Origin of the sequence: Riemerella anatipestifer (assembly GCF_009663465.1) — a bacterium.
Classification (GTDB): Bacteria; Bacteroidota; Bacteroidia; order Flavobacteriales; family Weeksellaceae; genus Riemerella; species Riemerella anatipestifer_C.
Genome location: NZ_QXHU01000003.1, coordinates 104341 through 125911, shown reverse-complemented (window position 1 = coordinate 125911; position 21571 = coordinate 104341). Strand labels below are relative to the sequence as shown.

The 21571-nt window shown below is 34.2% G+C and carries 20 protein-coding genes and 1 tRNA gene; 14 read left to right on the top strand and 7 right to left on the bottom strand.

Translation table 11 applies throughout. The features are described from left to right. The first annotated feature begins 172 nt into the window (after window positions 1-172). From dapF to D1003_RS05030, 3 genes are read left to right on the top strand one after another with little or no spacing between them, the layout of a single operon-like run. Window positions 173-934 carry a diaminopimelate epimerase gene (gene dapF / locus D1003_RS05040; protein WP_153935986.1) on the top strand — a complete coding sequence of 254 codons (762 nt, stop codon included), beginning with the start codon at window positions 173-175 and terminating at the stop codon, window positions 932-934. 10 nt (window positions 935-944) lie between these two features. Then, window positions 945-1970, top strand: a complete 1026-nt coding sequence (mltG, locus tag D1003_RS05035; protein WP_153935985.1) for an endolytic transglycosylase MltG — start codon at window positions 945-947, stop codon at window positions 1968-1970. A gap of 32 nt (window positions 1971-2002) precedes the next feature. After that, entirely contained in the window at window positions 2003-4591 is a 2589-nt protein-coding gene (locus D1003_RS05030) for a TonB-dependent receptor domain-containing protein (protein WP_153935984.1), read from the top strand. A gap of 3 nt (window positions 4592-4594) precedes the next feature. On the opposite strand, the gene D1003_RS05025 is transcribed toward D1003_RS05030, so the two are convergent. From D1003_RS05025 to D1003_RS05015, 3 genes are all read right to left on the bottom strand, one after another. Beyond that, window positions 4595-5527: a YeiH family protein gene (locus tag D1003_RS05025; protein ID WP_153935983.1), complete on the bottom strand. Its 933-nt coding sequence runs from the start codon at window positions 5525-5527 to the stop codon at window positions 4595-4597. 73 nt (window positions 5528-5600) lie between these two features. Next, window positions 5601-6494, bottom strand: coding sequence for a LysR family transcriptional regulator (locus D1003_RS05020; RefSeq protein WP_153935982.1), 894 nt, complete (start codon window positions 6492-6494; stop codon window positions 5601-5603). An 18-nt stretch (window positions 6495-6512) separates the two neighbouring features. Continuing rightward, entirely contained in the window at window positions 6513-7010 is a 498-nt protein-coding gene (locus D1003_RS05015) for a methylated-DNA--[protein]-cysteine S-methyltransferase (protein ID WP_153935981.1), read from the bottom strand. Between the two features lie 161 nt (window positions 7011-7171). Here D1003_RS05015 and D1003_RS05010 point away from each other — a divergent pair, with 161 nt between their 5' ends. The 5 genes from D1003_RS05010 to D1003_RS04990 all read left to right on the top strand — a co-directional run bounded on the left by D1003_RS05010 (window position 7172) and on the right by D1003_RS04990 (window position 13517). Continuing rightward, entirely contained in the window at window positions 7172-8797 is a 1626-nt protein-coding gene (locus D1003_RS05010) for a GMC oxidoreductase (protein ID WP_153935980.1), read from the top strand. Between the two features lie 88 nt (window positions 8798-8885). Next, window positions 8886-9638 carry a 5'-nucleotidase C-terminal domain-containing protein gene (locus tag D1003_RS05005; protein WP_153935979.1) on the top strand — a complete coding sequence of 251 codons (753 nt, stop codon included), beginning with the start codon at window positions 8886-8888 and terminating at the stop codon, window positions 9636-9638. Between the two features lie 6 nt (window positions 9639-9644). Further along, entirely contained in the window at window positions 9645-10592 is a 948-nt protein-coding gene (locus D1003_RS05000; RefSeq protein ID WP_153935978.1) for a bifunctional UDP-sugar hydrolase/5'-nucleotidase, read from the top strand. 1 nt (window position 10593) lies between these two features. Beyond that, a complete protein-coding gene (locus D1003_RS04995) occupies window positions 10594-12828 on the top strand; it encodes a T9SS type A sorting domain-containing protein (protein WP_153935977.1) in 2235 nt (744 codons plus the stop codon). Window positions 12829-12839: 11 nt separating this feature from the next. Beyond that, window positions 12840-13517, top strand: a complete 678-nt coding sequence (locus tag D1003_RS04990; protein WP_153935976.1) for a DNA repair protein RecO — start codon at window positions 12840-12842, stop codon at window positions 13515-13517. Window positions 13518-13587: 70 nt separating this feature from the next. On the opposite strand, the gene D1003_RS04985 is transcribed toward D1003_RS04990, so the two are convergent. The 4 genes from D1003_RS04985 to D1003_RS04970 all read right to left on the bottom strand — a co-directional run bounded on the left by D1003_RS04985 (window position 13588) and on the right by D1003_RS04970 (window position 15962). After that, window positions 13588-13660, bottom strand: a tRNA-Met gene (locus D1003_RS04985). A 137-nt stretch (window positions 13661-13797) separates the two neighbouring features. Next, window positions 13798-14358 carry a phosphatase PAP2 family protein gene (locus D1003_RS04980; RefSeq protein ID WP_153935975.1) on the bottom strand — a complete coding sequence of 187 codons (561 nt, stop codon included), beginning with the start codon at window positions 14356-14358 and terminating at the stop codon, window positions 13798-13800. A 6-nt stretch (window positions 14359-14364) separates the two neighbouring features. After that, complete coding sequence (locus D1003_RS04975; RefSeq protein WP_052910760.1) at window positions 14365-14706, bottom strand: twin-arginine translocase TatA/TatE family subunit; 342 nt, start codon at window positions 14704-14706, stop codon at window positions 14365-14367. A gap of 38 nt (window positions 14707-14744) precedes the next feature. After that, window positions 14745-15962: a TCR/Tet family MFS transporter gene (locus D1003_RS04970; RefSeq protein WP_153935974.1), complete on the bottom strand. Its 1218-nt coding sequence runs from the start codon at window positions 15960-15962 to the stop codon at window positions 14745-14747. A 573-nt stretch (window positions 15963-16535) separates the two neighbouring features. Here D1003_RS04970 and atpB point away from each other — a divergent pair. From atpB to atpG, 6 genes are all read left to right on the top strand, one after another. Next, window positions 16536-17594 carry a F0F1 ATP synthase subunit A gene (gene atpB / locus D1003_RS04960; RefSeq protein ID WP_153935972.1) on the top strand — a complete coding sequence of 353 codons (1059 nt, stop codon included), beginning with the start codon at window positions 16536-16538 and terminating at the stop codon, window positions 17592-17594. Window positions 17595-17648: 54 nt separating this feature from the next. Then, entirely contained in the window at window positions 17649-17858 is a 210-nt protein-coding gene (gene atpE, locus D1003_RS04955) for an ATP synthase F0 subunit C (protein ID WP_004919949.1), read from the top strand. A 95-nt stretch (window positions 17859-17953) separates the two neighbouring features. Continuing rightward, complete coding sequence (locus D1003_RS04950; protein WP_064968364.1) at window positions 17954-18448, top strand: F0F1 ATP synthase subunit B; 495 nt, start codon at window positions 17954-17956, stop codon at window positions 18446-18448. Between the two features lie 2 nt (window positions 18449-18450). Then, window positions 18451-18990: an ATP synthase F1 subunit delta gene (atpH, locus tag D1003_RS04945; RefSeq protein ID WP_153935971.1), complete on the top strand. Its 540-nt coding sequence runs from the start codon at window positions 18451-18453 to the stop codon at window positions 18988-18990. A 17-nt stretch (window positions 18991-19007) separates the two neighbouring features. Further along, window positions 19008-20585, top strand: coding sequence for a F0F1 ATP synthase subunit alpha (gene atpA / locus D1003_RS04940; protein WP_004919940.1), 1578 nt, complete (start codon window positions 19008-19010; stop codon window positions 20583-20585). A gap of 71 nt (window positions 20586-20656) precedes the next feature. After that, a complete protein-coding gene (atpG, locus tag D1003_RS04935; protein WP_153935970.1) occupies window positions 20657-21526 on the top strand; it encodes an ATP synthase F1 subunit gamma in 870 nt (289 codons plus the stop codon). Window positions 21527-21571: the final 45 nt, after the last annotated feature.

Here is a 21571-nt window from a genome sequence, read left to right as displayed (position 1 = left end):
AGTATTGTTTTTCCACATACGAACTATTTTCTGATTTAGTTTGGTGTCAAGGTCTGTGAAAATGAGTATAATATCATATTTTAATAATGCTATAATTTGTGAGCATTAGTTTTATCTTATTTTTATGTTGATTGGTATAAAAAGGCTACATTTGCAACACTAAAATATCTTTATGCTTACTTTTTATAAATATCAAGGGACTGGTAATGATTTTATTATGGTGGATAACCGCCAAATGAATTTTAATAAAAGCAAAGAAAATATAGCACATCTTTGCCATAGACGTTTTGGGGTGGGAGCAGACGGTCTTATTTTGCTAGAAAATTGTCCTGATACTGATTTTAGAATGGTCTATTATAATGCTGATGGAGCAGAAAGCACGATGTGTGGTAATGGCGGGCGTTGTTTGGTGGCTTTTGCACATTTTTTAGGTGTTTTTGAAAATAAATGTACCTTCAATGCGATAGACGGATTGCACGAAGCTGAAGTAAATGGAAATGTGGTAAAACTTAAGATGATAGATGTTTCTAATATCAGTAGAGATGCGTCTGATTTTGTGCTTAATACGGGCTCACCTCATTACGTGAGATTTGTTTCGGAGGTAGAGAAGTTAGATGTTTATAAAGAAGGTAAACAAGTGAGATATTCTGAAAAATATCAGAAGGAAGGTATCAATGTTAATTTTGTTGAAAAAATAGATGATGAAACTCTTTTTGTGCGTACTTATGAACGAGGTGTGGAAGATGAGACTTATAGCTGTGGCACAGGAGTAACGGCATCTGCATTGTCTTTTATTCAGGATAAGAATAGAAATTCTGTAAATATTAAAACTCTGGGAGGTAATCTCAAAGTTTATGCTGAAAAGAAAGATGTAGGCTTTTGTAATGTGTGGTTAGAAGGTCCTGCGGTGCAGGTTTTTAAAGGAACTATTTAGAAGTCATAAAATGAAAAAAATAATCGGATTTATATTTGCTGTTGTCCTTGTGGTGGGTGGTTATTTCGGGTACCGTTTTTATAAGAAATACTACGGAAATAATGTTTCAAAAGAAGGTGTTTTCTATATCCCTAAAGAGGCTCATTTTGAACAAATATTAGATTCTGTTGCTCCTTATCTTAAAGATAAAGAAAGTTTTAAGCAGGTAGCATTGAGCAAAAATATGAATCGTTTTTTCCATATGGGACGCTATAAAATTACCGAAGGTATGGATAATACCGCTTTGGTAAATATGATAAAGGCAGGAAATCAGTCGCCTGATAATTTTAGAATTATTGCTTTTGATAATGTTTACCAAATGATGGGGCGTGTAGCAAAAAAAACGGAGGTGGACTCATTAGCCTTTATAAAAGAGTTTAATCAAATTGCTCAGTCTAAAGGTTTGTCGGAAGCGGAAGACTTAAAAAAGTATTTCTTTATAGATACTTATCAGTTTTTTTGGACAGTAAGTCCGAAGGAGTTCTTTGGTGTTTTTGAGAAACAATACAATGATTTTTGGAACGCTGAACGCCTAGAGAAAGAAAAGAAATTAGGTTTAGATAGAAATCAAATTTATGCTTTGGCTTCTATTGTGTATAAAGAATCTGGAGGTAGGGTAGATGAACAGAAAACCATTGCAGGGCTATACCTCAACCGTTATAGAAAGGGTATGAAACTACAATCTGACCCTACAGTGATTTATGCTATTAACCAATCAAGTGGTTTTAATCAAGTTATTAAAAGGGTGTATTACAAAGATTTAAAAACGCCTTCGCCATACAATACTTATGCTAATGTTGGTATTCCTCCTGGACCTATTTGTGTAACAGATAAAAACTCGGTAGATGCAGTGCTAAATGCTGAAAAACATGAGTATATTTATATGTGTGCAGACCCACAAAGAATAGGTTTTCATAAGTTTACAAGTAGTGATGCAGAACACGCTCAAAATGCAAAAGCGTATCAGAATTGGCTTAACGAAAAACAGATAAAGTAAGTTAAGTTTTAATCATAATTAAATTTTAGAAAATGAATACTCATAATATAGAAGTCGTTAGTATAATTAGAAAGAAAACTTTGGCTCTTACCTTTACAGCAGGTGTGGCGAGTTTCGCTTTTGCTCAACAGAAAAATATGGTTTTGGGTAGGGTAGTAGATGCCTATAATCAGCCAATACCTTATGCTTCTGTAAGTTTTGAACATCAGACTAACAAACTTTACAGCGATGCGACTTTAACAGATGAAAAGGGCAATTACAAATTGCCACTTAACGCGGGAGTTTATAAAATTACTATCGAAGCTATAGATTTTAAACAAAAAATCATCACCAAAGAAATTCTTTCAGGTGGAAGTATAGGCAATTTTAAAATAGAAAAAGAGGCAACTATCACACATTCTAAAACCAAAAGTATAGAAGGGGTTACCATTACTGTAAATGCACCAAAGCCTTATAAAGTAGAATTGGATAAGAAAACTTATGATGTTTCTTCCGATTTGGTAAGTAAGGGAGGGAGTTTACAAGATGTATTGCAAAATGTACCTTCGGTAGATGTGGATACAGATGGAACTGTTTCTATGAGAGGAAGTTCTAATGTGAGGTTTTTAATCAATGGTAAGCCGTCGTCTATGTTGGGTATAGATGATGGTGCTAATGCATTGCAATCAATCCCTGCGGAACAAATAGAAAAAATTGAAGTTATCACCAATCCGTCTTCTAAATTTGAAGCTTCGGGAACTTCTGGGATTCTCAATATTATTCTGAAAAAAAATAAAAAAACAGGATTTAATGGTAGTGTTATTGGGTCTATTGGTTATCTGCCACAGACTAACCTTAATGCTAATTTGAGCTGGAGAAAAGGTAATTTTACTTGGTTTATCAATGGTGGCGGAGGTTATAGAGAATCTAAAGGAACTACCAGAAACAACAACTTTTATAAGAAAAATGATGCCCAAGCTAATCAGTTGTTAGAGTCTAGACAAAACGGAGAGCGAAATACCGCAATGGATACCTACAATGCTACTGTAGGTATGGTTTATGATTTGGGTAAAAATACCTCTATAAATGCTTCGGGGGCGATAAGAACTTTTAAAGGTACGGAAGACGCCTTTACCAATTTCCGCTATCTTTACGACAATACTACTTTGCCAACACCTTACACGGTAAGAAATAGTAAAGGGACTAGTGATAATTTGGCGTTTCAAGGAGATTTAGGTTTAGACCATAAATTTAGTGATAAAGACAACCTTTCCTTATCGTTGAGTTACCAGAAAAGTAAAAACGATGCTTATACTATCATCAGTCAAGAGTCTAATAATATTTTTGATGCCTTGTTTTTGGCAGACTTAGCTAATCCACATCTTAGTTTTCAAACTAATGATAATTCTCAATCTTCAAAAAATAAAACCATTATTGCTAAGGCAGATTATGAGCTTAACATTGGTGAAAATTCTAAACTAGAATTGGGCTATCGTTTGGATAGTAATAATAATCAGTATGATAATACCGCAAATAGAAGGCTAGGTGCTAGTGGAGCGTTTTCGCCATTGGGTATATTTACTAATAATACGGTTTATAATGAGTTGTTCAATGCGGTGTATGTTCAGTTTAAGAGTAAAATAGGGAAATTAGGCTACCAAGTAGGATTGAGAGACGAACTTTCTAATATTAAAATAGATTACCAAAACTTAGCGGAAGGTAAAATCATTGATAACAAAATCAAAAATTACAACAATCTTTTCCCTAGTGTATATTTGAGTTATGATATTGCTAAAAATAATCAGTTGTTGGTTAATTATTCTAGGAGGATAGACCGCCCTAGAGCCTTTTTCTTAGTTCCATATTTTTCATTAACAGACGACCAAAATGTCTTTAGAGGAAATATGGATTTGAATCCGTCTTATGTGGACTCATACGAACTAGGTTATAGCATACAGAAGAAAAAATTTACCATTAACCCAACTCTTTATCTAAGACGCACGACAGATGACAATAAAATGTTGGTCTATAGGGAAGACGAAAGAACCAATATCTTTTTTGTAACGCCTATCAATTTAGGTACGGATACCAGATATGGGTTAGACCTTAACGGTACGGCAGACCTTTATCCTTGGTGGAAGATTATGGCGAGTGTTAATCTATTTGCTTATAAATTAGACGGACAAACTTCATATAATGTAACGGATAAAAATGGAGCATCAGCGGTGAGAAATGCCTCGTTTGTAGGGAAAGGTTTTTCTAGTATTATGAGACTTAACTCTACATTTAGGATAGATAAAACATTAAGCATTCAGTTGCAAGGATTTTACAGAGGTGGTACTAAAACCGAGTTTCAAGACAGAAAAGCAATGTATGCTCTTAATTTCGGAGCTTCTAAAACCATTTGGAATGGTAGTGGGACTTTGGCATTTAATGTTCAGGATATATTCAATACCAGAAATAGAACGGTACATACTTTCACCGAAAATACCACTAGAGAGTCTTATATGCAATGGCAACCGAGACAAATCAATTTATCTTTAACCTATCGTTTCAAACAAGGAGAAAAGGTAGAACAGCCTAAACGAAAAAGAGAGGGCAACTATTCAGAAGACTTTGAAGGTGGCGGCGGTATGCTATAATGTTTAAACTTCTAATATTACCCACAGCGATAGTATAGAGATAAAAACCCAAAGTAAAACGGCTTGTAATAAGGGTTTTATACCTACGGATTTAAGAGTTTTTAAGCTAAGTCCTGCTCCTATGAGAAATAGGGTAAGTGTGAGTCCTTTTTTTGCTAAAAATACAATGTGATGATTGAGGCTTCCTAGTTGAGGCACAAAGGTATTAATGAGCATAGCTAAAATGAAGAAAAAGATAAAATAAGGGATATGTATTTTAACCTTTTCTTTTCTGTTCATCAATACAAAAAATAGGGATAACGGTATAATCCATAAGGCTCTTTGGAGTTTTATTATGGTTGCTATTTTTAGAGCTTCGTTTCCGTATTTTTGGGTTGCTCCTACTACCGAACTAGTATCGTGTATGGCAATGGCAGCCCATAGTCCAAAATCGGCTTGGCTCATATGAAACCAATGCCCTATTACGGGAAATATAAATAATGCTAAAGAGTTCAGTATAAACACACTTGCAAGTGCTACCGAGATTTCATTTTCTTTGGCTTTAATAATGGGAGAAACAGCAGCAATAGCACTACCGCCACAAATAGCTGTTCCAGAGGAGATAAGAGTGCTAGTGTTTTTAGAAATATTGAACCATTTACCAATTAGCCAACCTAAAACAAGAGTTAATACAATGGAAAATAGGGTAAACACAAAGCCCTTTTGACCTGCCTCCAAGGCTTCTGTAGCATTTAGACCGAAACCTAAACCCACAACGGAATATTGGAGTAGTTTTTTGGTAATTTTAGAATTGTATTTTAGAAAAGGATGCCCCAATAGAATACTAAAAAGTATCCCTATAAATAGAGCTTTAGGAGGATCTATTAAAGGTGAAAAGCAAAGTAGAGCTAGAATAATGAAAAGTGATTTGGTAACAATGGGGGCAACTTTTAACATACTTTCATACCTTTTTGGACTAAGCAAAGGTGATATTTTGCCCTCAAAAAATCAAATGAATAAAAGTTATCCGCTATAACTTATGGTTATGAACTAGAAATTCTAAAAACTTTTCGGTTATTTCTGATAGTGAGCCGTGAGGGTGGATAGCGTAGAATTTTCTCTCTAAGGAAAGCCCTTTAATATCCAATATTTTAAAATGACCTTTCAAAACCTCCTCTCTTATAGATGATACTGAAAGAAAAGCGATACAGTTAGAATGTATAAGATAATTTTTGATACTTTCAGTACTGCCAAGTTTTATTTCTACATTTAAGTTTTTAATATCGACCCCATTTTTAGAAAGGTATTCTAGAAGTACTTCCAAACTTCCCGATCCTGATTCTCTTAATGCCAGAGGATATTTTTCAATCTCTTTTTTAGTAATTTCAATCTTTTTAGAGAGGTTATGGTGAGTTGCTACCACAGCTACAATTTCATCATTCATTATAGGGATATATTTGAGCTGAGGGCGTTTAGACCTTCCTTCAATAACGCCCAAATCCAAAGTTCCTGCAATCAGTTTTTTTTCTATGTCTTCTGTATTTTCATTAAGCATAGAAATATTTATCTCGGGATACTTATCTAAGAACTGTGCTAATATCTTTGGGAAGATGTATTGCCCAAAAGTGGTGCTGGCTCCCAATTTTAAATCTCCTGTAAATTTCCCTTTCAATTCATTGATTTTAAACTGTGCCTCTTGATGTTTTTTCAAGATATCCAAAACATAACTATGGTATATTTCTCCTGCTGGAGTGAGTTTTATTTTTGTTCCCTTTCTTAAGAAAAGGGTACTACCTAAGTGCTTTTCTAGTTCTTTGATGTTTTTTGTAACAGCGGGTTGAGATATAAACAACTCCTCTGAGGCTTTGGTAAAACTAAGGTGTTTTGTAACAGTTGCAAAAACTTTCAGTCTAAAATCTGGCATAACTTGGTGGTGAGATTATTAAATTTTTTCCAAAAGTAATAATTTTTCCTTACGCCAAAGTCCACCAGCATAGCCTGTTAGTGAGCCATTACTCCCGATAACGCGGTGGCAAGGCACTATAATAGCAATCTTATTGAGGCTGTTGGCGTTAGCTACAGCTCTCACCGCTTTTGGATTACCCATCATTATAGCTTGTTGTAGGTAGCTTTCGGTAGTTCCATAAGGTATTTTGAGTAGAGTGTGCCACACTTGTTTTTGGAAAGGTGTTCCCAATAGTTGTATAGGAACAGAAAATTTTTTTAAACTTTGATTAAAGTAGAGATTTAATTCTTTCTCTAGGTTTTTTAGATGTGAATTTGAAGCCTCTTTGATATTACTATTTAGAGTAGAACATAGTTTTTTTAGTTCTGTGTCTAAATGTTTTTTATCCACAAACTCTAGCAGATATATTCCGTGATTATTTGCAACGGCAATCATTTCTCCGAGAGGAGTATTTATAGTTTTTGAATAGAGCATTTTTTGATTAAACTTTTACCAAAGTTGATGATTTTTATATTTATATCAAAATTTTAACATAATAAATTGAATGGAAAATTCTGTCATCACCATTATTGGTATAAAGATTTAGTAGACTTTAAATCAGTTTTACTTACCTTTACATAAGCAAAATAAGTCTGATGAATAGAAAAGAATTTTTAACAAAACTAGGATTAACCTCTTTTGGGTTGCTTATAGGGAGGTCTATGATAGGCAAACAACTATTGTTGTCTACCTATACAAATGGAGGACATTTTGCAAATATACTCGTAGGTACAGGCTATGGTAATGCGGTTGTAGCAGAGAGATTGGCTAAGGCTGGGCATCAAGTTTTGATGATTGAAATGGGGCTAGACTGGGAGGGTTATAAACTTAAAAATCCACATTTTAAATTTTATAAAATGACCTCACCAGGTAAAGAATCTACTTGGATGAATACTTCTACTCAAGCGCCTATTGGACTCGGAAATATGAATAGTTTTAATAAGTTCACGGGAATTTTGGAGAGGAAAGACTTTGCTAATATTAAAATTTATTTAGGAAAGGGTGTTGGAGGAGGTTCACTAGTTAATGGAGGAATGACGGTTACACCCAAAAAAGAATATCTAAAAGAAGTCTACGACAAGGTGGGAGTTTCATTACCAGTAGATGAGCTTTATAATACGTATTTTCCTTTGGCTAACCATTCATTGGGGAAAAATTTAGTTCCAGATGATGTTTATAATTCAGAATGGTATACTTTTTCTAGAATGGGGATAGAGGAAGGGGTTAACTCAGGTTTCACACCAGTAAATGTTCCTAATTTGTACGATTTTAACTATATGAGGGACGAAATAGCAGGTAAAGTACCAAGATCAGCTACTAATGTTGAAGTTATTTATGGTAACAATTATGGCAAAAGAGATCTTACAAAAACCTATCTTAAAAGGGCTTTAGATACGGGTAATGTTACTATTATACCACAGCATAAGGTAGATTATATAGAGGCTTTACCAAATAGTGGATACTCCCTAGTAGTAAAACAAATAGATACGCTTAATAGAGAGGTTGGGGGCAAAAAGTTTACTTGTGATAAATTATATCTTGGTGCAGGAAGTCTAGGAACTACAGAACTACTTTTGAAATCTAAAGCACTCAACAAACTTCCAAATATCAACGATGAGGTTGGTAAATATTGGGGGAATAATGGTAATACTATGGCGAGTAGATATACGGCTTTTGTTTTGGGGCATCATTCTAGAGGAAATCATCAGTCAACGATGCCTGTGAGAGGACTGGATAATTTTAATGATGTCAATTATCCTTTTTTTGCAGAAATAGCACCAATGCCTGTATTTGGTACTTATACGGCGTTGTATTTAGTAGTAAGTAAAGTCAATAAGTTTGGTTCTATGACTTACGATTTGGATAAACAAAAAATAGTTTTGGATTGGGGGGCTACTCATAATACTCATATGAGAAAAAATGCAGAATATTTTTTATCTAAAATGAATCAAAACGGTTCTACAGGTTGGTTTAATAATAAATATGTTAATAACACAGTATTGTTGCCAAAGAATGGTGTAGATGAAACAATATGTTATCATCCGTTGGGAGGGTGTGTTCTAGGTAAAGCAACGGATTTACACGGTAGAGTGTATGGGTATGACAATCTATATGTTACAGATGGCTCTCTAGTACCAGGAAGTTTAGGTGTAAATCCTTATGTTACAATAACGGCTTTGTCTGAATATTGTATTGATACTATTTTAAAGAATGACTATTAACTATACGTAAGTTTCTGTCATAATTCTGGAGAACTTGATAGTACTTTTTTTATATTTGCAATTCACTTTAAATTAAGAGTTCAATTTAATGAAAAGAATAAAATACTCGCACTTAGTTTTAATCCCTCTGTTGTGGTTAACAAGTTGTAAAACAGCAATGCCTGTTTCGGAGGTTAAACCCTACGAAAATATCAGTATAGCCTCATCTATTCCTTCTGATGGAGAGATGGATAAGTTAATCCAGCCTTACAAAACGGAAATGGAGCGACAGATGAATACCAAAATATCTTATACCTCTGTGGAGCTTACAAAAACTGGGGATAATAGTAATTTGGGAGGATTGTTGGCAGATTACACTTATGAAGGAGCCGATGTTTGGGCAAAGCAAAATTTGAAACAAAATGTAGATGCTGCGGTCATCAATATAGGAGGTATTAGGTCTACCATAGGTAAGGGCGATATTTTACTAAAACATATTTTTGAGGTAATGCCTTTTGAAAACGAGGTTGTAATTGTTAAAATGCAAGGAAAAGATTTACTAGGTATGTTTGATTATTATGCTGAAACTCAAAAGAACAACCCAGTGTCACATTTGTTTTTAGAAACCAATAATAAGAAAATCACCAAAGGTCTTGTAAACGGTAAGGAGTTGGATTTAGGGAAAGATTATTATATCGCTACATCAGATTATCTGGCGTTAGGAGGAGATAATATGTGGTTTTTCAGCAAAGGAGAAATGATTTCAACAGGTATTAAGCTTAGAGATTTATTCATTGAAAAATTTAAACAGAATCCCGAAGTGAATGCTCCAAATGATGTGAGGTTAATTTTTAATAATTAAAAAAATATGAATCGCAAAGATTTTATAAAAACAATAGGAGGTGGGACTTTAGCATTATCATTAGTGCCTAATACTTTCTTGGCTAATACCACACTACTCAATAGTTCAGATAAGAAAATTACAATTCTTCATACTAACGACCAACATAGTAGAATAGAACCTTTTGATGCTAATTATACAAGAAATCCTAATCAGGGAGGTTTTGCAAGACGAGCTCATTTGGTAAAAGAAATTAGACAACAGGAACGAAATGTATTGCTATTGGATAGTGGCGATATTTTCCAAGGGACACCTTACTTTAATATGTTTGGTGGAGAATTGGAGTTTAAACTGATGTCTATGATGGGGTATGATGCGGCTACAATGGGGAATCACGATTTTGATAATGGCTTAGAAGGATTTTTAAAGGCTTTACCAAATGCTAAATTTCCATTTATATGCTCCAATTATGATTTTAAAAATACCATATTAGACGGAAAAACGCAACCGTATAAAATTTTTAATAAAGACGGAATCAGAATTGGGATTTTCGGAGTAGGCATAGAGTTAGAAGGACTTGTAGGTAAAAAACAGTATAAAGAAACTGTTTGGCATCACCCTGTAGAGATTGCTCAGCAATACGCCGATATGCTTAGAAATGAAAAGAAATGTGATTTAGTAATTTGCTTGTCCCATATTGGTTATTCTTACAAAGGGGAGCATACCAATAAAATATGTGATGTAGAATTGGCTCAAAAAACAGATAATATAGATTTGATTTTGGGAGGACATACGCATACTTTTTTACTAGAACCACAGTCTTTTATCAATAGAAAAGGAGTCAAAGTTTTAGTAAATCAGGTGGGGTGGGCAGGTTTATTACTAGGAAGAATAGACTTCTATTTCGATAGCCAAAAGAAGATTAAAAATATAGCTTGGAATAACCAAGTGATAGATGATAAGATAATGGTTTAAGATGAAAAAAATATTTTCGTTTTTAGTACTTAGCATTGGCTTTTTGGGGTTAGCTCAAGGCAGCAAATGGCAAGATTTGTTTTCTTATAATCATATTATCAAGATAGAGCAAGATGGTGCAGAACTTATAGCAGCCACTAAAAGCGGGTTATTTTATTATGATAGAGTTTCAGGGGAGATTAGAAAACTATCAAAAGCTAATGGGCTTCACGAAGTTGGTATTACAGCGTTTGACTATAATCCTAGTACAAAGGTAGGACTTATAGGTTACGAAACAGGGGCATTGGATATGATTACCCCCAGTGGAGTTAATTTAATTGTAGATATTCCTATAACAAGGAGTTATCAAGGTTCAAAAAAAATCAATCATATCTTTATAAAAGATAATCTAGCGATAATTTCGGCAGGTTATGGGGTTTCTATCTTTAATTTGGATAAAAAAGAGTTTGAGGAAACTGTATTTTTTCAGGAAGGGAACAATTTTATAGCCTCAAATGAAGCTTTTGTAAAAGATAATGTGGTGTATGCTTCTACATCTAGAGGGCTTTATTCTCACAAAATAGATTTGGAATTTTCTATTTATCTCACTTGGCAAAGGCTTAATGTATTTGATTTATTGCAATCTGATACCAATGGACAGGATTATTTAGTTGCCACAAAAACAGAAATCTATTTTGGAAATAATTTTCAGCGTCTACCATATTCTTTTACTGACATTAAAGATGTGGTGTACCAAACCAACAGTTTTTTAGTTTGTGATGTAAATAAAATTTATCAATTTTCTACTGATGGTATTTTGCAAAACACTTATGATTTTTCATCTTATTATCTTACGACAGGTGCTATGTATGATGGTAAGTTGTTTGTAGGAACGGCTTTTTCAGGTATTTTAGACCAAAATTTTATTAGTATTAAACCAGATGGACCATATAGTAATACAGCTTCCCGAATTACTCTTGTAGAAGATAAAATATGGGTAGCTGCGGGTAGAAAGGGAAGCTATTACCAAGTAATTTATGACAATAATTTAGGTTATTACTACTACGACGGAACTCGTTGGGTATATCCACAGTATTTTTTAGATAATTCACAGCTAGCATTCAATATTTTAGATATTGCTGTTAATCCTTCTAACCCAAGCGAAATTTATTTTACTAATTATGTGCAGAGAAATTCCAAGGGAGTTTATAAAATGATTGATAATAAGCTCTCAAAAGTTTTTAATACTTCTAGTGCTCAATGGTATAATGTTCCAGAGTACTTGGTCTTCGATAAAAATAATAATTTATTTGCCACTTTTTCTTTTTTCGAAGGAGATGTAAATTTTGGAGGAATGTACTTTATTTCTCGAGATGGCTCTAGATTTGAAACTATAAAAACAGCAAATATAAAAACCAGCTCGTCGGGTATACTAGCTTTTAATGATAGACTTTTTATAGGTGGACCTAGAGCATCAGAGGGAGGGCTGTTAATTTATTATTTTAATAATACACCCACTCGTTTTGATGATGATTTGAGACAAATTCTAAGAGTTGAAGAAGGGTTACCTTCGGCATCGGTAACAGCGATGGCAATGGATAAAAACAATAGTCTTTGGCTAGGTTCTACAACGGGACTTAGAGTTCTTTCTGGTGCTACAGGCGACTTATACGGGAATATAATAAAGGTAAATCCAATAGTTATTACTCAAAATGGCATAGCAGAAGAACTTTTCAAAGATGCGGAAATTTTGAGCATAGCGGTAGATTCTGGTAATAATAAATGGGTATCTGTAAATGGAGGTGGGGTGTTCTTTCTAAGTGCCGATGGACAGAAAGTTTACAATCACTTTACCAAAGCTAATTCTCCACTTCCGTCTGATGAGGTTACGGATATCAAAATAAATGACAAAACAGGGCATATTTATTTTGCGACTAGCAATGGCATAGTGGTTTATAAGGGAGATGTGGCTAATGTGACCTCAAAATTTGGGGAAATAGTAGTTTATCCTAATCCTGTGGTTTATAGTCAATTTAAGGGAAGTGTAAAAATAAAAGGACTGGCTGAAAAAACTAATATTCGTATTACAGATGCTGCGGGTAATTTAATTCATCAAGCGGTTTCCAGAAACGGTTATTACGAGTGGAACTTACAAAACCAAAGAGGTTCTCGTGTAGCTTCAGGGATTTATTTTGTATTGATGACTAATGGAGATGGTACAGATAAAGCAACAGCGAAAATAGCAGTGGTTAATTAAATACACTAAAATTGCAATCTTTACAAGGGTTTATACTATCTTATACTAAATATAATGACTCTGGAGCGGTGCTTCGTGTTTTAGAGCGAGAGGCAGGTATTCAGTCTTATTTTATTAAGAATATTTATCTAGCTCGGAGTAAACAGAAGGTGTATCTTTCGCCTTTAATGGGAGTGGATTTTAATATTTCTAAAACTAAAAGCGGAGTATTATCATTAGTAAACCAAATTTCACTTTCAGAAATATCAAAAATGATAGATTTTACTTTGGTTAATAACGCTCAAATGACTCTTTTGGCAGAGTTTATTCTAAAAACGGTTCCTTATGAGGTTGTAGAGGATAGTCTTTATCAGTGTGTGGAAGATTTTTATATCAATATAGATAATAAAAATTCACTGATATTTACTATTTACTCCATAATAAAGAATATTGGTTATGGGTTTTTATTTACAGAAGGAGCTTTCTTTGATTTAAAAAATGGATGCTTTCAAGAGAGAGAAAATGAGTTTACTATCAACAGAGTTTTGTCGGATATATTAAAAAAAATAGGAAACTCAGAGTTTATTAAAACTTCGATAGATGCTGATGAGAGAAGAAATGTGATAGATATTTTGATGAAGTATTGTAAGTATCATATCCCTGAATTTAATGAACCTAAATCGTTAGATATTTTCAGAGAAGTTTTTTAAAACAGGATAATAACGGTAGTTAGTTATAAAAATAAAAAAGGACGATAATATATCATCCTTTTATGAGTAGTAGCGGGGACACGACTCGAACGTGCGACCTCAGGGTTATGAGCCCTGCGAGCTACCTACTGCTCCACCCCGCGATATTGTGATGCAAATATACGACGATTTTTTTAAATACCAAAAAAATAGAATAAAAATGTTTCTATTTATTGTAACTAATTGATTATTAGTTTTATTTTCTTAGTATTATTGCTTAATTATAAAAGGGAAGGAATATTTAAAGCCTTTTAGGTTTACTCGCATAAAGTGCCAAACTCCCAAAAAAGCCACCTAAGAGAAAACCAACCATCGCTCCGTAAATAATATCTAGTGGATAATGAACTCCTAAATAAATTCTACTATAAGCTACAAAAGATGCCCAAGCGAATACCACTAGCCCGAAAAATTTAATCCTTTTAGAAAAAATAAGATTCATAAAAGAAGCTATAAAGAAGCTGTTAGAAGCGTGTGCCGAATAAAAACCAAAAGGTCCTCCGCATTTTACTTCTCTTACCAATCCTTCTAAAATAGGTTCGTGACACGGACGAAATCTATGAACTCCAATTTTAAAAATATTAGCAATTTGGTCAGAAATAATAATTCCTAGGGTAATAAATAGGAGGATGTAAATGACTTTTTTCTTTTCGTGGTTTTTTATAATGAGATATAAAAATATAAAATAAAGAGGCAACCAAGTAAGTTTACCCGATACCATAATCCAAAAGGTGTCGAAATAGGTGTTTCCCAACCCATTTAGATAAAGAAAGAGAGATTGGTCTAGCTCAATGATTTTGTGCATATTATTTTATCTGCTTACAGGTCCTTCGTGAGCGTCATCTAGTTGTGATACACTAGTTTTTTTATCTAGATTTACAATATCGTTAGTTGCTTCAGTAAGGTCTTTCTTAATATCGTTCAAAGGATTTACTTCTTGTATGGATTGTTTTACCTGCTCGATTTCCTTTTTTATTTCAGAAACAGGGTTGTCTGTCTCCTTCATGATTTCGGTTTTGATGTCTTCCATTGCAGACTTCATTTTTCTAACACCTTCACCTAACCCACGAGCTATTTCTGGGATCTTTTTAGGTCCAAAAAGCACTAATACTACTAGTGCTATTACTAACATTTCACTAAAACTAAAATCCATTCTGCTAAATTACAAATAAAAGTACAAAACGAAAAAAATTATTTTTTATTTTTATAAAATCCACGATAAACTATATAGGTGCTAACACTCATTAAAATGAATCCAACAAAGAAAGGAGCACCAGCAAACTTAAAAGGTGCATCATTATGGGTGAAATAGTAAAAAATATTTGTCATCAATGGTGGACCAATAATACTCGTGAGGCTAATGATACTGGTGAGCGCTCCTTGTAGATCGCCTTGTTCACTGGCAGAAACTTTTGTGGAAATAACGGATTGCAAAGAGGGTCCAGCGATTCCTCCCAAACAATAAATACCAAGAATGGCAAACATCATCCAACTGCTTCCTGCAAATGAGAAAAGCAGCATTCCTAAACTATACATACCAATGCCATAAAAGATACTTCTTTCATTACCTATTTTAGGATTTACTTTTCTTAGTATAACGCCTTGCACCAAAGCTGTTAATCCTCCCATTACACCTAGTGAAATTCCTACTGTTTTTTCACTCCAACCAAATCTATAAATACCAAAATAAGCCCAGTTAGTTTGTACTGCATGGGAGGCAATATAGACCAAGAACCATGCTAAGATAAGTTTGTACAACTCAGGGTATTTTCTTAACTGTAGAAGAGAGCCTATGGGGTTGGCCCTTTTCCAATTAAATGGTCGTCTATGTTTTTTGGAGAGACTCTCGGGAAGTATAAAAAAACCATATAGAAAGTTGATAAGGCAAAGTACACCTGCTGCTAAAAAAGGTATTCTAGCACCATAATGCCCTAATACACCCCCAAGTACAGGACCAATAATAAAGCCTAGCCCAAATGCAGCTCCAATAATACCAAAATTTTTTGAGCGGTCTTGTTTGGTGCTAATGTCTGCAATATAAGCACTAGCAGTTGTGATACTGGCTCCTGTGATACCAGACAGAAGTCGTCCTACAAACAACCACAAAATACTAGGAGCCCACGCTTGTAGAAAAAAGTTTGCTGAAAAACCTAATAGGGAGAATAGGATAACAGGACGACGTCCAAATTGGTCACTCAAATTACCTAATACTGGAGCAAAAATAAATTGCATAACCGCATAAGCGAAACTTAACCAGCCTCCATACTTAGATGCAAGACTAATATCTCCATTGATGAGTTCTTCTATCAATTTGGGTACTACTGGTATAATGATGCCCCAACCTGTAATGTCTATAAGGAGAGTGATAAAAATAAAGCTAATAGCAGCAGACTTATGAGGCTTTTCCATATTGTCAAAATAAGGAACAAAATTAAATAAAAATTGTCTTCAAAAATCAAAATGTAATGGTTATTATTTTAAGCGGGTATTTGTATTGAATTATTTTTTTGGAATCATTGTGTAATAGACTATTTTTGTCGAATGAAATATTCACGTCAAATTTTACTATTTATTTTAATCTATTGTATAGTAGCTATTTTTTGTATTCTTGGACAATCTCTATTGTTTCAATATCCGTTGTCGTTACATTTTTTGATTGCTTTTCTACATTTTTTAGGTCTTATAACGGTGGGAGGAGTTGGTTTATTCAAAAAGGATATTATGGGATTTGTTTACATGGCATTTATAATATTGAAAATGGGTGCTTTTTTATATCTTTTTTATATTTTCCCTGACCTAAAAAAACAACTTATAGCGTCTGTAGGACTTTATTTTTTCTATCTTTTAATAGAAACAGTTTTGATAATCAGTCTAATTTCTAAAAATCTTAAAAGCCAACAAAAATCATAAAATTTTAATTTTTTTTAATTTGAAAATATAAAATCAATTTCCTACTTTTGCAGAAATTATAAACTGAAGAAAATGCACTTCAAGAGAGTTATTTTATTGTTGACCATTTTTATGATGGGTTGGGCTAATGCCTCTACCGAGACTAAACAACCTGGAGAGAAGTACAATCCAGTTCCAGACATTATGCATCACATCTCAGACTCCCACAGTTGGCATCTTTGGGGGGAAGGAGATAAAAGTATCGGGTTTTCTTTACCTGTGATACTTTGGGATAATGGATTGAAGATTTTTTCTTCATCTCATTTTGGTCATCACGAGGATGAGGTAGCTCAAGTAGATGGTAACTACTATAAGTTATACCATAACAAAATATACAAAACTGATGCCAATGGTACTCTAGAAATGCATGAGGGGCATCCTTCCAATGAGAGACCATTGGATTTTTCTATAACTAAAAATGTAGCACAAACTTTATTAGCGGCAGTTTTACTAATTATTTTAGCTTTTGCCACTAAGTCTAGCTACACTTCTAATGGAGTCCCTAAAGGAATAGCTAAATTTTTGGAGCCTTTAGTGCTTTTCGTGAGAGATGATATTGCTTTAGAAAATATTGGGACTAAAAAGTATCTAAAGTATACGCCGTATTTAGTAACGTTATTCTTGTTTATATGGATTGTTAACTTACTTGGGCTTATTCCAGGTGCAGCCAATGTTTCAGGTAATATCGCCTTTACAATGGTGTTGGCAGTTCTTACATTTATTATAGTAACATTTAGTGGTAAAAAGACTTATTGGTCGCATATATTTGACCCATTAGGGAACAATATGCCGTTGGCAGGCAAAGCTTTGGTTTATGTTATCTTAGTGCCAGTGGAGATTTTAGGTATGTTTACTAAGCCTTTCGCATTGATGATTCGTCTTTTTGCGAATATGACTGCAGGACACATCGTAATCTTGAGTTTAATTTCCCTTATATTCATAATGGAGACTTATGCTATTGCACCAGTTTCTATTATGCTTACCCTTTTTATAAATACATTGGAGCTATTGGTAGCGGCTTTACAAGCGTACATATTTACATTACTTACAGCTCTATTTATAGGAATGGCAGTAGAAGAAGGACATCATTAAAATTATAAGTTAAAGAAAAAAAATAATTAATATCAACCTTTTAAATTTAAAGTTATGACAGGTAGTATCGCAGCAATCGGAGCTGGTTTAGCAGTTCTAGGTGTAGGATTAGGAATTGGTAAAATTGGTGGTCACGCAATGGACGCTATTGCTAGACAACCAGAGCAATCAGGAAAAATCCAAACTGCAATGATTATCGCAGCGGCTCTTATCGAGGGTGCTGGTCTATTCGGTATCGTAGTAGCATTACTAGGAAACGGATAATCTAAAAACTGAAAAGCGTACAGACGGTTGGTCTGTCGCTTTTCTTTTGATTTTAAGAAAAATTAAATAACAATATAAATTAATATCTTAATAATATGGATTTATTAATTCCTTCAGAAGGTAACCTTATATGGTCTTTAGTGGTTTTCCTTATTTTAGTACTTTTATTATCTAAGTTTGCATGGAAGCCTATCCTTAAAACGGTTAATGATAGAGAAACCTCTATTGTAGATGCTTTGAACCAAGCAAAATTAGCTAAAAAGGAAATGGAAGATTTAAAAGCGGATAATGAGAGAATTATTCGTGAGGCTAAAGTGGAGAGAGATGCTATACTAAAAGAAGCTAGGGAGATTAAGGATAGAATTGTAAATGAAGCTAAGGAGGTAGCTAAAGTGGAAGGTGATAAAATGATTGCAGCTGCGAAGCAATCAATAGCAGCAGAAAAATCTGCGGCTATGGCTGATATTAAAAACCAAGTGGGCGCTTTATCTCTAAGTATAGCCGAAACTATTCTTAAGCAAAAACTGGATAATACTGAAGCTCAGAATGCTTTAGTAGAGAACATGTTGAATAAATCTAATCTTAACTAAAAATGAGAACATCTAAAGTAGCCAAAAGATATGCTAAGGGTCTTTTGGATTTTGCCCAAGAGTCTCAGCAAACCTCTACTGTGTTTTCTGATATGAAAGCCGTAGTTAAGATTATGAGTGAGAGTAAAGAACTTAACCGTTTTTTACAAACACCTTTCATTGACTATAAGAAAAAAATAGCGGTAGCTAAAGAAATTTTTAAAGGACTTAGTGCTACTAGTCAGAATTTAATTTCGTTAGTTATCCGTCAAGGTAGAGAAGCTCAGCTTAAGTTTATAGCGCAAGATTTTATAGATAAAGTAGAAGATATCAACGGAGTACAAAGAATTACTTTGACAACTGCGGCTTCTCTTTCTCAAGAAAATATTGATAAAATATTAAAATCGTCTAGTCTTGTGAATTCTGGAGCATCTCATGATTTAAAAATCAATGTAAATCCAGATTTATTAGGTGGGTATGTTTTGAGAGTAGGAGACCAACAATTAGATACTTCAGTAAGAACTAAGTTGGCTCAGATGAAAAAAGAATTTCAGTTGAATTAAGAAAAAATAACCATACAATGGCAGAAATAAATCCAGCAGAAGTATCTGCAATTTTAAAACAGCAATTAGCAAATTTTGATACTCAATCTAATGTTGAGGAAGTAGGTACAGTGCTTCAAATAGGAGACGGTATTGCTCGTGTATATGGACTAGAAAATGTACAATACGGTGAGCTTGTTAAATTTGAAAGTGGTATTGAAGGAATTGTATTAAACTTAGAAGAAGATAATGTAGGGGTTGCTCTACTAGGAGAGTCTAAACAAGTAAAAGAAGGGGATACTGTTAAAAGAACTAACAGAATTTCTTCTATCAAAGTAGGAGAGGGTATGTTAGGAAGAGTTGTAGATACTCTAGGTAACCCTATAGATGGTAAAGGTCCTATCGGAGGAGAGCTTTATGAGATGCCTTTGGAAAGAAAAGCTCCAGGGGTTATCTACAGACAGCCAGTTAATGAGCCTTTGCAAACAGGTATCGTAGCGGTTGACTCTATGATTCCTATCGGAAGAGGTCAGAGAGAGCTTATCATTGGTGACCGTCAAACAGGTAAAACTACTGTAGCGATAGACACGATTCTTAACCAAAAAGAGTTTTATGATGCTGGTGAGCCTGTATTCTGTATTTATGTTGCAGTAGGTCAGAAAGGTTCTACTGTAGCACAAATTGTTAAAACACTAGAGGATAAAGGAGCGATGGCTTATACAGTAGTAGTAGCGGCTAATGCTTCAGACCCTTCACCTATGCAGGTGTATGCTCCTATGGCAGGTGCTGCTATTGGAGAGTATTTCCGTGATACAGGTCGTCCTGCTCTTATCGTTTATGATGACTTATCTAAACAAGCAGTCGCTTATCGTGAGCTTTCACTTTTATTAAGAAGACCACCAGGTCGTGAGGCTTATCCAGGGGACGTATTCTATTTACACTCTAGACTTTTAGAAAGAGCTGCTAAGGTAATTGCTGATGATAGTATTGCTAAGCAAATGAACGACCTTCCTGATTCTTTAAAACCAATCGTTAAAGGAGGAGGTTCTCTTACTGCATTACCAATTATCGAGACTCAAGCGGGAGACGTATCTGCTTATATCCCTACTAACGTAATCTCTATTACAGATGGACAGATATTCTTAGAGTCAGATTTATTTAACTCTGGGGTGCGTCCTGCAATCAACGTAGGTATCTCTGTATCGAGAGTAGGAGGTAACGCTCAGATTAAATCAATGAAAAAAGTATCAGGTACACTTAAGTTAGACCAAGCACAATATAAAGAATTAGAAGCGTTTGCTAAGTTCGGTTCTGACCTTGATGCTGCAACTTTAGCGGTAATCACAAAAGGTGAGAAAAATGTGGAAATTCTTAAGCAACCAGTAAACTCTCCACTACCTGTAGATAGCCAAGTGGCGATGATTTATGCTGGTACAGAAAACTTATTGAGAAATGTACCTGTAAATAAGGTTAAAGAGTTCCAAAAAGAATATGTAGAATTCTTGAGATCTAAGCACCCAGACACTATGGCTAAAATTAAGGCAGGTAAAATTGATGATGAAATTACAGGTGTGCTAAGACAAGCTGCTAATGATTTAGCATCTAAGTATAACTAAAAATAACTCATAATTCCGAGTTTAGAAGATAATTTTTAAACTCGGAGTTTTAAATTTTGAATCCATAAAATATGGCAAATTTAAAAGAAATACGAGGGCGAATAACTTCCATCTCTTCTACGATGCAGATTACAAGTGCGATGAAAATGGTTTCCGCTGCGAAACTAAAGAAAGCGCAAGATGCCATCGTGATGTTGAGACCTTATTCTGAAAAGTTACAGGAAATTATTGAGAATGTAAATACAAGTTCAGATGCGGATAAGGTTTCTATCTACGCTAAACAAAGAGAAGTAAAGAGAGTATTGTATATTGCAATATCTTCTAACAGAGGTTTAGCAGGAGCATTCAACTCTTCTATTATTAAAGAGCTTAATGCTCAGTTATCACAAAATTCTGATAAGAAGGTAGAGGTGATAACTATAGGTAAGAAGGTTTATGATGCAGTAAAGAAGATTAAAACTCCATATAGTAATGAAAGCCATATCTTTGATAATCTTAGCTTTGAGGCGGTTGCTAATATTGTTTATGGAGTGATGAAAGATTTCCGTGAGGAGAGATTTGATGAAGTGTATCTTATTTATAACAAATTCTTGAATGCTGCTACCCAAACAGTACAAACGGAAAAACTTTTGCCTATAGCAATTAAGGATTCTGAAGAAGGCGGTAAAGCTATAGAAACAGATTATCTTTTTGAGCCCAATAGAAATGAGATTTTAGATGTGCTTATTCCTAAGTCTATTAAAACTCAGGTTTATAAAGCCGTTTTAGATTCTATTGCTTCGGAACATGGAGCTAGAATGACGGCAATGCATAAGGCAACGGATAATGCACAGGCTCTTAAGAATGAATTAGTAATTTACTATAATAAAGCTCGTCAGGCAGCCATTACTAATGAAATTTTAGAAATTGTTTCTGGTGCAGAAGCACTGAAGAATGGATAGAGTTTTATTTTGTGATAGATACTAAAAGCATCAGAAATTTACTTT